Genomic DNA, 13,813 nt, shown 5'->3' with positions numbered 1-13,813 from the left:
TAGACTCGTAGCGCTCTAGCATCATGCCGCGAGCAGCTTGTCGAATTCCTCGGGCGGGTATGATTTTCCGTCCTTGTCGGTGATCACCACCTGCCATCCCTCGCTGGCCCAGACCCTGGCCTTGGCGATGATGATGAAGGTGCTCTCCCGCTCGATCCTGACCGTTTCGTTCTCGCGTTCTGCGATCATCTTGTAGGCCAACGCTTGTCCCTCGCCGACATAGTCCATCCGGCGGTGTGTTGGCAGCGGCTTTGGGCTGCATTTCGCTGGGACTGTGACAATTTGGTGGAAGCCCACCGCAAGATGCGGCAGTGCGCAATTTGCGGGCGCGGCTACGCCAGCTTGCCCATCAAGGTCGGCATATCCAGCGCCGACGAGTTGACATTGACGCTGCGCGCGAATCGCATCTGCGGTCCCTCGAAGGTACAGGTCACGGTGTCGCGGAACGCCGATTCGACGAACGTCCAGGTCATCACGAAGGTGCGCAGGTCGCGCCAGGTGCCGCTCGCGACCACGCGCATCACATCTGGCTGGTACTCGTGATGCAGCTTGTTGCCGGTCATCGTCGTGGTGCCCTCGCGCGGCGCGTCGAGACCGACCTCGATTGTGTGCGTGCCTCTGCCGTCCTCGAGCGTGAAGGTGCAGGTCTTGTCGGCGAAGCTGAGACTTACCGATTTGATCGCGTCGGTGTTCTCCGGCATCTGCCAGGTCTTGCCTGAAATCTGCGCCGCGACCGGCGACGATGCCGGCACCAATGGCGGTAGCAGCTGCAACGCCGCGGTCCGCGCCGTCAGCTTCTCGGCATCTCCATCGTTCTTCGTCACATTACCGGAGAACATCGCCGGGAAATGCCGGAACACCAGCTTGTTGAAACCACTGCGCTGCGGAATGCCGGCGGTGATCGCCAGCACCGCATTGTGCTTGGGAAAGACGAAGCTGAGCTGGTCGAACAGGCCGTCGGCGTAGAACGTCTCGGGTCCGATCCACCATTGATAGCCGTAGGTGTCCTTGACGTGCGGCTGCTGCACCGCCGCCACCCAGTCGGCCGGCAGCACCTGCTTGCCGTTCCACATGCCGTTCTGCGCGTACAGGATGCCGAGCTTGAGGCAATCGACCGTCTTCCAGCTCAGCCCGTTGGCGCCGGGCGAGATGCCTTCCGGCCCGACCGGCCATTCATAGCCTGAGATTCCGAGAGGATCGAAAAATCGTGGCTTCAGATAGTCGGCGACAGTCTCGCCGGTCGTCTTGGTGACGATCGCGGACAGCAGATAGGTCGCGGCCGAGGTGTAGACCCATTTGGTGCCGGGCTGGTAGACGACCGGGATCTTGAAGAACTCGGCGACCCAGCTGGTCTTGATCGGCCGCCACGCCGACCCCGAGGTCATCGAGGCGTGGCCGGTGCGCATGGTCAGGAGGTCTTCCACCGTCATCGCCGCGAGCTTGTCGTCGACGACCGGCGGCAGCTTGTCCTTGAAGAACGAGACAGCCTTGTCCTGCAGACCGAACCGCTTGTCGGCGATGGCGAGCCCGACCGCGCTGACGGTGACGCTCTTGGTCAGCGAATGCATCATGTGGTTGCGGTCGGCGCTATACGGCGACCACCACCCCTCCGCGACCACCTGGCCGTTGCGCCACAGCATGAAGCTGTGCAGCTCGTAACCCTGGCGGTCGACCTCGTCGAGAAAGTCGAGGATCGCGGATGGCGCGATGCCCTGCTCTTCCGGCCGGCTGCGCGACAGTCCATCGGCAAAGGCGGTCTCGGCCAGCGCCACCGTCACCGTGCCAGTGCGGCCGTCCGGCGTAAGCAGCACGGCGGCGCCACCCAGGAACAGCTGCAATGCTCCGCGCCGTGACGGCCGGCCTGATGCGACGCCGTCAATTTCCTGATTGTTGTTGGGCATGGGCCGTCCTCCGAAAGCGGAACGGAGGTTATGGCTCCGGCCCGCGCTGTCAACGGATCGGGCACGCATGGCCGCAAGCAAAAAAACCCGCCTTGGCGGGACACTCCAAGGCGGGGAAAGGTTCGTTGGGTAGAAATCCACACGCTTGGAAAATGCCCGCGCGGGGAAGTAGCGGCGCTAATTCTATTGGGCTGGGTGGTTCGGACAACAGGATTAAAGCGCGCGCAACGCCGGGAGTTTTTCCCGATCCGTCCGACGAAAAATCCCGAACGCGGCCTGTGCGGCGCAGCTCACTGCACCACGTCGAGCCTGACATTCGCGACGCCTTTGCCGATCATGCCTAGCGACTGTGCCGCGGAATATGACACGTCGAGGATGCGTCCGGGCACGTAGGGGCCGCGGTCATTGACGCGCACGGTCACCGAGCGGCCGGTCTTGACGTCGGTGACGCGCAGCCTGGTGCCGAACGGCAATGTCGGATGCGCGGCAGTCAGTTCGTGCGCATTGAACTTCTCGCCGCTCGCGGTCTCCTGCTCGTCGCTGTAGAAGCTCGCAACGCCCTGCGACGCCATCTTGCTGTCCGCAGTCTTGCGCGCGGCGTAGGGCGCATGCCGGTGCGCGGCTGCGACATGTGTGCGCGTCGCCGATGATGCGGCCCGCGTCGGCTCCGGCCGGCTCGCGAGCGCCTGCGAGCGCTGGCTGACGACCGAGGACTGTGCGCAGGCCGCAAGCGACGCTGCGCCGATCACGACCGCAAACAGCCGCAGCGGCTTTCGCGCCGCGGGCACCGCACCGCGCGCACGGCCGATAACGTCGACGTACGAAATGACTGCATCGTCGCGTGACATGTTGCATCCCCAACTCGCGCCCCAGCCCAAGCCGAAAATCCAACACCCGCCTAATGAGCCGAATCCAATCGGGGCAGAACGGTGGCGGACCGCTGTCAGACCCGCCGCGCACTGTGCGATTTCCCCTCGGGTGTGGTGGATACGCCACACAACTCAGGAGATTCCCCCGGAAATGCAGCTGCCGCCGGGGCGTCCATTCCCGTAGCCTCGGCAGCCCGCTCCGGTTCCCGAAACTCCCCAACCTCTCCACCCTCTCGCCTTGCTTTGGTCAAACCCGGCTGGAGTTGTGGGGACAGGGCCAGGGATCGATACAGAGCGAAATTTGCCGGCCGCCCATTTGCGGTTTGACCTTGGACTGATACGGGGACCGCCATGCAATCCACACTGAAAGACGCTGATCCGCACGATATTTTCGCGATCGAACCCAGCTTCGCTCCGGCCCGCCCGGACAATGCCGCCGCACCGGCAGCTGCCGGCAAGGCAGCGCCTGGGCAACGCGAGCCCTATTTCGGGCCGAGTCTCGCGCCCGCGTCCACGCCATCGATCGCATACGCGGCGGCGGCCGCCTCTGTGCCGCCGGCTGCGCCGATCCCGGTGCCGCCGGCCGCGCCGGAGTATAGCGCCGCAAGCCATGACGGCCGGCTGGACGACATCCGGCTGGAGCGCGCGCCGCGCCCCACCAACAAGTGGGCGATCCGCGCCTTCTGGTTCGTGTTCGCGATCGTCGGCGCCATGGGCACGGCGGCGTGGCAACACTACGGACATCGCGTCAAGCAGCTGGCGGCCGAGTACGTGCCGCAGGTCGAGGCCCTGACATCGCTGCTGCCCGGCAAATCGACCGCCGCTCCCGACCAGGCGAGCCCGCCCGTGGCGCAAGCGGCCGCTGATCAGCCAGCCGAGGCCGCTCCGGCGGCTCCGCCGCAGGACGTTGCCACGGCCGCGCCCGCTCCTGCCGCCGCAGCACCGGCTGCCGTCGCAGCGCCGGTCGCACCCGCCACGCCGGCAGCGCCGGCGCCAGCCGCAGCCGCGCCTGACCAGGCGCAGTTGCTGCAGTCGATGGCGCGCGATCTCGCGTCGATGGGACAGCAGATCGAGCAGCTCAAGACCAGCATCGATCAGCTCAAGGCCAGCCAGGATCAGCTGGCGCAGCGTGTTGCCCGGACGACCGAGACCAGGGCCGTCGAACCTCGGCCGGTCGCGCCGCGTCCGCGCGCCGCGGTCACGCCTCAGGCAGTGCCGCACGCGGCCGCTGCTCCTCCGCCGATCCGTCGGCCGGCGCAGGCCTATATCCCGCCGCCGCCTCCGTCGGCATCAGCAGCACCGCTGCCGCCCCCTGTAGCCGCTGCGCCGCAGGCTGCCGCACCGCGCCCGGTGCAACCGCAGCAACAGTCGAATATCGTCGATGCCGATGATGGCGGCCCGGTGGTTCGGCCGCCGATGCCGCTGCGCTGACGGCTAACCAACGGCCAAAGAAAAAGCGGCCGGTCGCGATGGCGCGATCGGCCGCTTTGCATTTCGAGTGCGAATTACGCGCTCTGTCCCGGCGGCAGCACGACCACGGTCGCGCCCGGCTTGACGTGCTGGTAGAGATCGATGACGTCGGCATTGTTCATGCGGATACAGCCCGACGAGATCGCCTGCCCGATATATTCGGGCTGGTTGGTGCCGTGGATGCGGTACAGCGTGTCCTTGTTGCCTTGGTAGAGGTAGATGCCCCGGGCACCCAGCGGATTGGCCGGTCCACCTGCGACCCGCTTCGGATACGGTCCGAGCCGCTCCTGGATGTCCTGGGTCGGAACCCAATCGGGCCACTCGGCCAGACGGCCGACCGTGGCCACGCCGGAAAACGCCATCGCCTCCTCGCCGACGGCGACGCCGTAGCGGATCGCCTTGCCGCCGGGCAGCACGTAATAGAGGTAGCGCGCGTCGGTATCGACCAGGATCGACCCCGGCTGTTCCTTGCGCCTGTAATCGACAATGTGGCGCTGGAACTGATCCGGGATCCTGGCCTCCGCATAGGGCGGATGCGCCAACAATTGCCGATCGCGCGGCGTCATCGCGGCATCCGTCACCGGCGACAGCGTCGCCTGCATGCAGCCGCCAAGTGCAAGCGAACCCACCAGCACCGCAGCAAGCCCCAACTTCGACACGATCAATCTCCCCCTGCGTCAACTTGTGGCACTTGCTGCCGAAATCGTGCTGAAATCGTGGCAGCCCCGATTGGAACACGGCTGTTTGATCGGTTCCCTCGGCAAGTGTGTCCTTACGGTTGCAGTCGGTTCCCGCGGACGCTAGCCTTGCGGCAAAATGTCTAAAACCTCGGGAGGAATTCGATGCGTTACGCTCTGCTGATCGGCGGCCTGATCGTCGCGGCAACACCGGCCCACGCCGATCCGCGCGCGGCCTATGTCACGATGGTGCTGCAGGCTTTCGCGGCAAAGGTCGAGTGCCCCGGCACCGATCTGGTCTATCAGGACCTCGTGCAGCGCGCGCAGGACATGCACCTGCCCGACGGCACCACCGAGCAGGTGCGCAAGGCGATCGCCTACATGCATACTGGCGGCAAGATGGGCGAGAAGCAGGCCGACGACCTGATGACCGAAGTTGCGATCGCAACCCAGACCACCGATCTCGATCAACGCCGCGCCGGCAGCATGACGACCTGGTGCCAGGACCAGAAGACGCGGCTCGCGGGCTACATCAGGACCAAGTAATCCACTTCAATTCTCAATCGAGCTCCGGCGGCGCGAACCAGTTGGTCAGCGACAATCCGCCATCGACCACGATCGATGCGCCGGTGACGTAGCCGGAGAGCTTGTGCGAGAGCACGGCGAGCGCCATCGGCGCAAGATCGTCCGCCTGACCGAGCCGGCCGAGCGGGATGTGCTTTGCCAGCGCAGGATCGGCAACGAAGCCGCCGGCCGCGATCGCGCCGGGCACCAGCGCATTGACGCGGATGCCATGGCGGCCCCAGCTCTTGGCAAGCTCCTTCACCAGCATCGCCATGCCGGCCTTCGCCGTCGAGTAATGCGGCAGGTTGCGCGGCGTGCCGGCATGCAGCGAGGTGAGCAGCAGGAACGAGCCCGGCGTCTTCGCCGCGATCAGCTTGCGCGCCAGTTCGCGCGACAGATGAAAGCCGGCATCGAGATTGACCGCGTGCATCTGCTGCCAGGTCTCTTCGTCGACCGCCATCGCATGATCGGCCTCGCGGCGCGGCGGCGATGCGCTGTGGACGAAATGCGTCACCTGCCCAAGCGTGACTTGCGCATACGCGAGCAAGGCATCGCACGCGCCACGCTGCGCGAGATCGCCGACCCAGGGCAACGCCAGCTCCGGATGCGGCGCGGCCTTGATCGCGGCCAACACCCTGTCCTCATGCAGGTCTGCAAACACGGTGCGCACACCCTCGCCGACCAGGGCCTGCGCGATGGCGCGCCCGATGCCGTTGCCGGCGCCGGTCACTAAGGCCGTCTCGCGCGCGGGATCGAAGGGCGATGTGAAGAGGCTCATGATCCCCGATCTCCTGGACCTGCAGACCTGCGCTCAGTATGGCGGCGCCTTGCGCGCCCGCTGCGCCTTGGCGGCTTCGATCCACCAGGTGAAGTCGTCGGCGAAGCGTGGAAAGGCGCGTTCGAGCGACTTGCCGCCCTCGCCGATCGGCTTACCCTCGGCCGACAGCGTCTGCGCGATCGGCCCCGCGCTGATCGTGCTCGAGATCACCACCATGCCCATCTCCGACAGCGTGCCGTGCCAGGCGGTCGCGGCACGCGCGCCAGCGAACCGTCCGGCCGAATAGCTTGCGATCGCCGCCGGACGCCAGAACCATTCCTCGAGAAAATGATCAGTCAGGTTCTTCAGCCCGGGCTGCATGCCCCAATTATATTCGCCGGTGACGAACAGGAAGCCGTCGGCGTCGCGGATCTTGCCGGCGAGCGTTTCGAGCACGGCCGGCGCCTGTCCTTTGGGGTGCTCCTTGTACATCCGGTCGAGCATCGGCAGGCCGACCTCCTTGGCGTCGATCAACTCGACGTCGCCGCCGCGGCCGCGGAGGCCGTCGACGACGAAATGCGCCAGCCGGATGCCCATGCGATCCGAGCGATAGGAGCCGTAGAGAACGAGAATGCGGTGGGTCATGGCGCGATCCTACCACGGCACTGCGACAGCCGTCCCGCGGCGCGGCGCGCAGATGTTAACCGGCATTCCGGCCCGTTTTCACGGCATTAAGCAATTGGTCGCAGGCGCGTCGCCGCGGCCCAAAATCGCCAGATTTCTTTTCTGGATATGGCTTTGCTTCGAGAAGGAGAACCCGACATGCGAATCGCAAAGCTGGTTTTCGCAAGCTCGCTTGCAGCCATCGCTGTCCTGGCCACGCCAGCGCTGGCGAAGAGCACCGAGCGGCAGAAAGCCGAAGAGAAATCCACAGCCACCACTTCGGCCGGCTGCCAGGCCTACCAGCAGGCCGCCGACGGCACCTGGAACCAGCTTCCCTGCGGCGAAGCGGGCGCGGGCGGCGCCACGCAACACCGCGCCGCGACCAAGGGCGCGGACGGCGACGAGCACTGACCCGCGCGCCCGCCGCCACGCGCGGCCGGCGGTGCGGCCCCCTCGACTTTCGGACAATATGGATGTGCGGGACCGCCGCGGCTCCGTATCATAAACCCTCGCTTAATGCGCGCCCGGTACGGTTGAGGCCTCTCCCTCTCCCGTCAAGAAATGGCGCGCATCCCATGAAGATCGGTACTCTCCTGACGGCCGCGATCGTCTCGTTGTCCGCGGTCGGCGGCGGCCTGGCGGCCTATGTCGCGGTCACGAAGTACCAGACCATGGACAAGGTCTCGACCGCGCAGAGCCGGCTCGAGATCGTCCGCGCCGTCGGCGATATCCCGCGCTACATGAACCCCGAGCGGGGCTACGCCACCAATTTGCTGCTTGGGGGCGCCACGATCGATCCGAAGCAGATCGCCGAGCTCGACCGCCAGCGTCAATTGACCGACGGCGCCCTCGCCAAGGTTAACCAGGTCCGCGCCACCCTGCCGGGTTCGCTCGACGACGGCGAGGCGGTCGCGCGCGAGATCGATGCGCTGAAGGTGAAGTTTGCCGGGCTGCGCGACGCCATTGCCGCTGCGATCGCCGGTCCGGCCGAGGCCCGCCGCGCCGCCGCCGGCAAGATCGTCGCCGACAATTCCGTGTTCAACGCCGGTGTCACCACGCTGCTCGACGAGCAGGTGCGCCGCCTCGCCGGCCTCGACGGCAATGCCTACCGCCAGGCCAGCTACGCGAACGTCGCCTGGATGCTGCGCGATACCGGCGGCCTCAATGCCAGCCTGCACAAGGCGCTGGTCGGCGCCAAGCGCGTCGCGACCGAGCCGGAGAAGATGGAGCTCTACCGCTCGACCGGCCGCACCGAGCAGATCCTCTCGACGCTGCAGGAATTGCGCAACAATCCGGCGACGCCAGCGAACGTCATGGCGGCGCTCGGCAAGATGCAGGCCGACTACGTCGAGCGCTTCGGCAAGGCGCTGAAGTTCGCCAAGGAAGGCGCCGTGACCGGCAAGTACGAGCAGGATCTCGACACCTACTATCCGGAATCGCAGATCGGCCTCGCCGCCATCATCACGGTACGCGACGCGTTCTACGAGAATGCCGAACAGGTGCTTTCCGCTGCCTATTCGTCGGCGCGCTTCAGCTTCGTGATCGCAGTGATCGGGCTGCTCGCGGTCATCGCCGTCAGCGCCGGCCTCATCGTCATGGTCCGCCGCCGTATCCTCAACCCGATCGCCGCCCTCACCGGCCGGATGTCGCGTCTCGCCGCGGGCGAAGTCGCCGAAGCGATCCCGGGCGCCGCGCGCAACGACGAGATCGGCGCGATGGCCGCCGCCGTGCAGGTGTTCAAGGACAACCGGATCGAGGCCGACCGTCTCGCGACCGAGAAGGAAGCCGAGAACGACGTCAAGATGCGGCGCGCCCGGGTGCTCGACGATCTCACCCGCGCTTTCGAAGCCAAGGTCACCGAACTGGTCGGCGGATTGTCGGCGGCGTCCTCTGTCATGGAGGATACGGCGCAATCGATGTCGGCGACGGCGGCCGCCACCAACCGTCAGGCCGCGGTCGTCGCGGCGGCGTCCGATCAGACCTCGACCAACGTGCAGACGGTCGCGAGCGCGACCGAGGAACTGACCTCGTCGATCTCGGAGATCGCCCGCCAGGTCGCGACCTCGACCGAGATCGCCGCGCGTGCGGTCGACCATGCCCGCCGCACCGGCGACACCGCGCGCTCGCTGGCCGAGGGCGCGCAGAAGATCGGCGACGTCGTGACGCTGATCCAGAGCATCGCGGCCCAGACCAATCTGCTCGCGCTCAACGCCACCATCGAGGCGGCCCGCGCCGGCGAGGCCGGCCGTGGCTTTGCCGTGGTCGCCTCGGAGGTGAAGTCGCTGGCCGGTCAGACCGCCAAGGCAACCACCGAGATTTCCGAGCAGATCACCGCGATCCAGACCGCGAGCGACGAGACCGTGACGGCGATCCGCAGCGTCGTCGACGTCATCACCGAGATCGACCAGATCGGCACCGCGATTGCCGCCGCGATCGAGGAACAGGGCTCGGCGACCAAGGAGATCTCGCGCAGCGTGCAGGAAGCCGCGCGCGGCACCCAGGAGGTCAACTCCAACATCTCCGGCGTGCAGCGCGCCGCCGACGACACCGGTGCGGCGGCAACCCAGGTGCTGGGCGCGGCCGAGCAGCTCTCGACGCAGTCGAAGGACCTCGCCGGCCAGGTCAACCGCTTCCTCTCCGACGTGCGGGCGGCGTAGTCGACCGCACGCCGTAGTCACGGCTTGGCAAGGACTCTATCCGCGTCATTGCGAGCGCAAGCGAAGCAATCCATCGCGCCGCAAGTGGAGATATGGATTGCTTCGTCGCTGTCGCTCCTCGCAATGACGGGGTTGGCCTAGGAGCCTCGTGCCCCTACCCCCCGCGCAGGCCGAGCACGCGGCGGGCGATGGCCTGGCGATGGACTTCGCTCGGGCCCTCATAGACCCGCATCAGGCGGGCCTTCTGCCACAGCGCATTCAGCGGCAATTCCAGCGTAACGCCGAGCGCGCCGAGCGTCTGCATGGCGTGGTCGCAGGCGTCATAGGCCATCTCGGTCGCGAACACCTTGATCATCGAGGCTTCGTGGCGGATGTCCTCGCCGCGGTCGGTCTTGTCGGCGGCGTCGCGCACCATCAGCCGGCACGCATGCATGCGCGTCGAGATGTCGGCAATCCACCACTGGATCGCCTGGCGCTCGGCGAGCTTGACGCCGAACGTCTCGCGCTGCTTGGCGTGTTCGCACATCATGTCGAGCGCGCGCTTGGTGATGCCGACGCAGGTCGATCCCATCTCGAGCCGCCGCGTGCGCAGGCGCAGCTGCATCGGCGCGTAGCCCTTGCCGACCTCACCGAGCACCGAGTCCTTCGGGATGCGGCAATCCTCGAACACGATCTCGTAGGTCGAGCCGCCGCCGACCATCGGGATCTCGCGCTCGATGATGAAGCCGGGCGTGCCCTTTTCGACGATGAAGGAAGTGATACCGCCCTGGCGCTGGTCGTTGCCGACCCGCGCCATCACGATGATGAAGTCGGCGGCGCGCGCGTTGCTGATCCAGATCTTGCGGCCGTTCAGCACCCATTGTTCGCCCTCGAGCAACGCCCGCGTCTTCATGCCCGCGGGATCGCCGCCGGCGCCGGGCTCGGAGATCGCGATCGCCGACGCCATCCGGCCCTCGATGTAAGGCTGCAGATATTTCTTCTTCTGCGCGTCGGTGCCGACCGCCTGCAGCATGCGCAGGTTCGGCGAGTCCGGCGGCAGCACGAACGGCACGCAGCTGCGGCCGAGCTCTTCATGCACCGCCGCCATCGTGCGCGTCGGCAAATCGTGGCCGCCGAGATCCTCGGGCGCATCGAGGCCCCAGAGGCCGAGCTCCTTGGAGACCTCGCGCAGCCGCTTGCGCTGTTCCGAGGTGAGCTCGGGATGATCGCTGCCGGGCAGTTTCGATTTCAGATATTGCGGCTCGAGCGGGATCAGCTCGCGATCGACGAAGCGCGCGACGGTCTCGCGGATCATGGCTGTCTGTTCATCATCGCTCATCTGGGATTCCTCGCCTGTGCTGTTTCGCTTCACAAAACCAGTAGCGCATTTTTTGTCGGCAGGAATAGCGGAAACGCGCGCCTACGCTAACTGTCGCGCGATGGTTTCATGGTGCGGAATTCAATATCCCGCGGCGCGGTCAGCGTACTCAAATGCGCGAGATGTGGCGGCGCGTCAGGCAATCGATCGCGCCGCGAGATTGTTGTCAGCGAGGAAGCGATCGACAATCAGCACGCCGGTCGTCGTCGCTTGCTCGCGAAACGGCGTGCGGTCGCCCCTGCAAATGCAGGTATGCGCGATCCTGCCCCTACGCTAGTCGGCAAAGCGACATAGCGGACGAAGTCGCTGTTGGCCTCGCGGTCCGACCGCACCGCATTGGCGGCAAAGCTGTCGTCGGGGTAGCCCATCGCGACGCAGGTCATGATCACCTGGTCTTCCGGGATGTTGGCGACCTCGCGCACGATGTCGGAGCGCATGATGCCCTGGCCGTTGATCACACTGCCGAGGCCGCGATCCCAGGCGGCCAGCACGATGCCGTAGCAGAGCGCGCCGAGATCGAAATGGCAGACCGCGCCGGGATCGAGGATCCGGTCGTAGGCCAGCACCAGCGAGACCGGGGCGTCGAACTGGCGGAAGCCGCGTAGCACCCAGTCCTGCCGCATCGGCTTGTCGTCGCGGGCGATGCCCATGGCGCCGAACAGCTTCTTGGCGATGTCGACCTGGCGGCCGCGGTGCACGCCCTGGTACTCGCCATGGCTGACGATGTCGCGTTTGACCTTGGCGCCGGCGACCATCTCCTCCATGTTGCGGCGGCGCACTTCCTCCAGCGGCTTCCCGGTCAGGACATGGACGTGCCACGGCTGGGTGTTCATCGAGGACGGGGCCCGCTTGGCCACCTCGATGATCTCTTCGACGGTCGCCCGGGACACCGGCTGCTTGTTGAACCCGCGCACGCTTTTGCGTGTCTGTACCAGCGTCTCGAATTCCATTCCGCGTTTCCCCCATTTTGTTCCGCGCCGCACACGGAATTTTCCCGCGGCTATCCGGGTATTTTATAGACAAAATCGGCTGTGGGAACTTGATCGGGCCAAGAATCCGATATCCAATCCGGCCACTGGTTTGGTTTAGGGAGAACCCAGATGAAGCGGATTTTCTTGGCGGCCGTGATCGCGACCTTTGCCGCCGGTTCGGCATTTGCACAGGACGCCTCCTGCGAGACGAAAGCCGTCGGCAAGGACGGCAAGGCGCTGGCCGGCGCGGCCAAGACCTCGTTCATGAAGAAGTGCACGATGGATGCCTGCGAGACCAAGGCGGTCGGGTCCGACGGCAAGAAGCTCGCCGGCGCGGCCAAGACCTCGTTCATGAAGAAGTGCCAGAGCGGCGCCTGAGCCCCCTCGCCGGCGCTTATTCGCCTCCCTCGATCGGGATCGACCATCGGGTCGCGCATGGCGCGGCCCGAACGGCTGTTCACGGGTGACAGACCCAGCTCGGCGGGCGCTCAGAACGAGACGCCGACCCGGACGCCCTTGCTCCAGACCCGCCGGCAGCGCTTCTTCGTATTGCCGTGAAACATCTCAAAACGTTCCGGCAGCTGGATTGGCTTTGCGAATTCCAGGCAGGCCCCGCCGGCGGAATAGTCCACCAGCCGGCACTCGATCAGCGGCGCCTTCGGTTCGAGCTGGAGCTTGACCACGCTGGACACGCATCCTGACGGACGAACACGCGCAAATCGTCGGGGATGCATTAACGCCGCCTCTGGTGGAATCGTACCAACAGATTCACCGCCGGCCGTTAAGATTCCGTTCAGACCGACTGTTACGAATCATGTCTGGCATCTGACGGATCGGCGCGCATGACGCCAGGCCGGCGCGAGGCCGCCAGCGTCTCCGACGGCGCTTCCCCGAAGTGCGACCGGTAGCTCCGCGAGAAATCGCTGAGGTGCCAGAACCCGTAGGCCAGCGCGCAGGCCTTGACGCTCGGCGCCCCGGCGAGCAGTTGCTTGCGCACCAGCCAGAGCCGGCGCAGCCGCAAATAGCGATGCAGGCTCATGCCCCGGTAGCGCTGGATCGCGTCGTGCAGCGTGCGCACGGACACGCCGATTTGCCTCGCGAGCTCGCCGCTGTAGATCGGATGAGCGACGTCGCCGGCCAGGATGGCGCGCGCGTCGTTGAACACCTTGAACTGGCGTGTCGTGTTGGCCCGCGTCGCCCACTTCGCCGGCACGATCTCGGCGAACGCGTTGTCGATCACCGCGAGCAGCGTCTCCTTGATCGACGCACCCGTGGCGAACTCGGCAATCGTCACCTGGTCCGACGTCACGAGCAACACCTGCCTCACAACTTCGCGCAACCGATCCTGCGCGCGTTGAGAGATCTCGTGAATGCTGAAATGCAGACCGGGGTTCGGCCAACCGCGGTCGACGATCTCGGGCGTGAAGATCACCGAGGCATATTGGCGGGGTGCCTCTTCCACAGAAGTGTAGAACGCACCACCGCCGCCAAGCACGATCACCGCACGATCGCGTTCGACGCCGTTGAACCGCATCGGCACGCCGTCGTCCATCGTGAAGCCGACCGCGGTGCTATGCGGCGCAAGCTGCGCGTCGACGATCCTCGGAAACGACTGCGTGTAATTGAGCTCACATCCCGGCAAGCTCAGGATGACCTGCTCGGCCGAAATCTTCCGCGCAAGCGGCGTGAAATCAACATCCAGATTTCGGATCGAACTCCGGAATGCATCAACATCGTCAAAACGAAAGACTCTCGGCACCAGCAATGGCGCCGTCAAATGACCGCTCCTATGAATTGCTCTTGAAATTTCTTGCAAGGCGTCGCGCCTGGCGCGCTCGCCTCATCGATAATGCCCATGCACCAAATGCGAATCGTCTGACGAATTCAATCAGGAAAAATGCGGGTCGTTCGTCGAACCGGACAATCA

15 protein-coding genes are annotated in these 13,813 nt (G+C 65.8%); 5 read left to right on the top strand and 10 right to left on the bottom strand.

Annotated features, from left to right (window positions below; all coding sequences use genetic code 11):
• Positions 1-21: 21 nt before the first annotated feature.
• The 3 genes from AKN84_RS18265 to AKN84_RS18255 form a co-directional block, all read right to left on the bottom strand.
• Entirely contained in the window at positions 22-228 is a 207-nt protein-coding gene (locus AKN84_RS18265) for a hypothetical protein (RefSeq protein WP_050422058.1), read from the bottom strand.
• A gap of 104 nt (positions 229-332) precedes the next feature.
• On the bottom strand, positions 333-1,901 hold the full coding sequence (locus tag AKN84_RS18260; RefSeq protein ID WP_050422057.1) for a serine hydrolase domain-containing protein: 1,569 nt from the start codon (positions 1,899-1,901) through the stop codon (positions 333-335).
• A 290-nt stretch (positions 1,902-2,191) separates the two neighbouring features.
• Complete coding sequence (locus tag AKN84_RS18255; protein ID WP_128970953.1) at positions 2,192-2,749, bottom strand: septal ring lytic transglycosylase RlpA family protein; 558 nt, start codon at positions 2,747-2,749, stop codon at positions 2,192-2,194.
• A 372-nt stretch (positions 2,750-3,121) separates the two neighbouring features.
• On the opposite strand from AKN84_RS18255, the gene AKN84_RS47400 reads away from it, so the two are divergent.
• Entirely contained in the window at positions 3,122-4,201 is a 1,080-nt protein-coding gene (locus AKN84_RS47400; RefSeq protein WP_050422056.1) for a hypothetical protein, read from the top strand.
• Between the two features lie 74 nt (positions 4,202-4,275).
• Here the strand turns inward: AKN84_RS47400 and AKN84_RS18245 are convergent, their stop codons facing one another.
• Positions 4,276-4,842, bottom strand: a complete 567-nt coding sequence (locus AKN84_RS18245) for a L,D-transpeptidase (RefSeq protein WP_128970976.1) — start codon at positions 4,840-4,842, stop codon at positions 4,276-4,278.
• A gap of 240 nt (positions 4,843-5,082) precedes the next feature.
• Here AKN84_RS18245 and AKN84_RS18240 point away from each other — a divergent pair, with 240 nt between their 5' ends.
• A complete protein-coding gene (locus AKN84_RS18240) occupies positions 5,083-5,463 on the top strand; it encodes a hypothetical protein (protein WP_050422055.1) in 381 nt (126 codons plus the stop codon).
• A gap of 13 nt (positions 5,464-5,476) precedes the next feature.
• Here the strand turns inward: AKN84_RS18240 and AKN84_RS18235 are convergent, their stop codons facing one another.
• Positions 5,477-6,259: an SDR family NAD(P)-dependent oxidoreductase gene (locus AKN84_RS18235; protein WP_050422054.1), complete on the bottom strand. Its 783-nt coding sequence runs from the start codon at positions 6,257-6,259 to the stop codon at positions 5,477-5,479.
• A 33-nt stretch (positions 6,260-6,292) separates the two neighbouring features.
• Complete coding sequence (locus AKN84_RS18230) at positions 6,293-6,883, bottom strand: NADPH-dependent FMN reductase (protein WP_050422053.1); 591 nt, start codon at positions 6,881-6,883, stop codon at positions 6,293-6,295.
• A gap of 177 nt (positions 6,884-7,060) precedes the next feature.
• Between AKN84_RS18230 and AKN84_RS18225 the strand changes: the two genes are divergently transcribed.
• Together AKN84_RS18225 and AKN84_RS18220 are read left to right on the top strand one after the other, a co-directional pair.
• Positions 7,061-7,312, top strand: a complete 252-nt coding sequence (locus AKN84_RS18225) for a hypothetical protein (RefSeq protein WP_050422052.1) — start codon at positions 7,061-7,063, stop codon at positions 7,310-7,312.
• Between the two features lie 164 nt (positions 7,313-7,476).
• Complete coding sequence (locus tag AKN84_RS18220; protein WP_050422051.1) at positions 7,477-9,558, top strand: methyl-accepting chemotaxis protein; 2,082 nt, start codon at positions 7,477-7,479, stop codon at positions 9,556-9,558.
• A gap of 154 nt (positions 9,559-9,712) precedes the next feature.
• Here the strand turns inward: AKN84_RS18220 and AKN84_RS18215 are convergent, their stop codons facing one another.
• Positions 9,713-10,876: an acyl-CoA dehydrogenase family protein gene (locus AKN84_RS18215; RefSeq protein WP_050422050.1), complete on the bottom strand. Its 1,164-nt coding sequence runs from the start codon at positions 10,874-10,876 to the stop codon at positions 9,713-9,715.
• 227 nt (positions 10,877-11,103) lie between these two features.
• A complete protein-coding gene (locus tag AKN84_RS18210) occupies positions 11,104-11,865 on the bottom strand; it encodes a nitroreductase (RefSeq protein ID WP_244485252.1) in 762 nt (253 codons plus the stop codon).
• Positions 11,866-12,015: 150 nt separating this feature from the next.
• On the opposite strand from AKN84_RS18210, the gene AKN84_RS18205 reads away from it, so the two are divergent.
• Positions 12,016-12,264 (top strand): hypothetical protein, encoded by a 249-nt coding sequence (locus tag AKN84_RS18205; protein ID WP_050422049.1) that lies wholly within the window; start codon positions 12,016-12,018, stop codon positions 12,262-12,264.
• Positions 12,265-12,374: 110 nt separating this feature from the next.
• Here AKN84_RS18205 and AKN84_RS18200 read toward each other — a convergent pair whose 3' ends face one another.
• Both AKN84_RS18200 and AKN84_RS18195 read right to left on the bottom strand, forming a co-directional pair.
• The gene (locus tag AKN84_RS18200; RefSeq protein ID WP_050422048.1) at positions 12,375-12,620 is read right to left on the bottom strand and encodes a PilZ domain-containing protein; all 246 of its coding nucleotides are present in this window, start codon (positions 12,618-12,620) and stop codon (positions 12,375-12,377) included.
• A 71-nt stretch (positions 12,621-12,691) separates the two neighbouring features.
• Positions 12,692-13,663 (bottom strand): AraC family transcriptional regulator, encoded by a 972-nt coding sequence (locus AKN84_RS18195; protein ID WP_244485250.1) that lies wholly within the window; start codon positions 13,661-13,663, stop codon positions 12,692-12,694.
• Positions 13,664-13,813: the final 150 nt, after the last annotated feature.

Origin of the sequence: Bradyrhizobium tropiciagri, from assembly GCF_001189845.1 — a bacterium.
GTDB lineage: Bacteria > Pseudomonadota > Alphaproteobacteria > Rhizobiales > Xanthobacteraceae > Bradyrhizobium > Bradyrhizobium tropiciagri.
The sequence above is the reverse complement of the archived record's forward strand: the minus strand, read 5'-3'. Positions and strand labels throughout refer to the sequence as shown.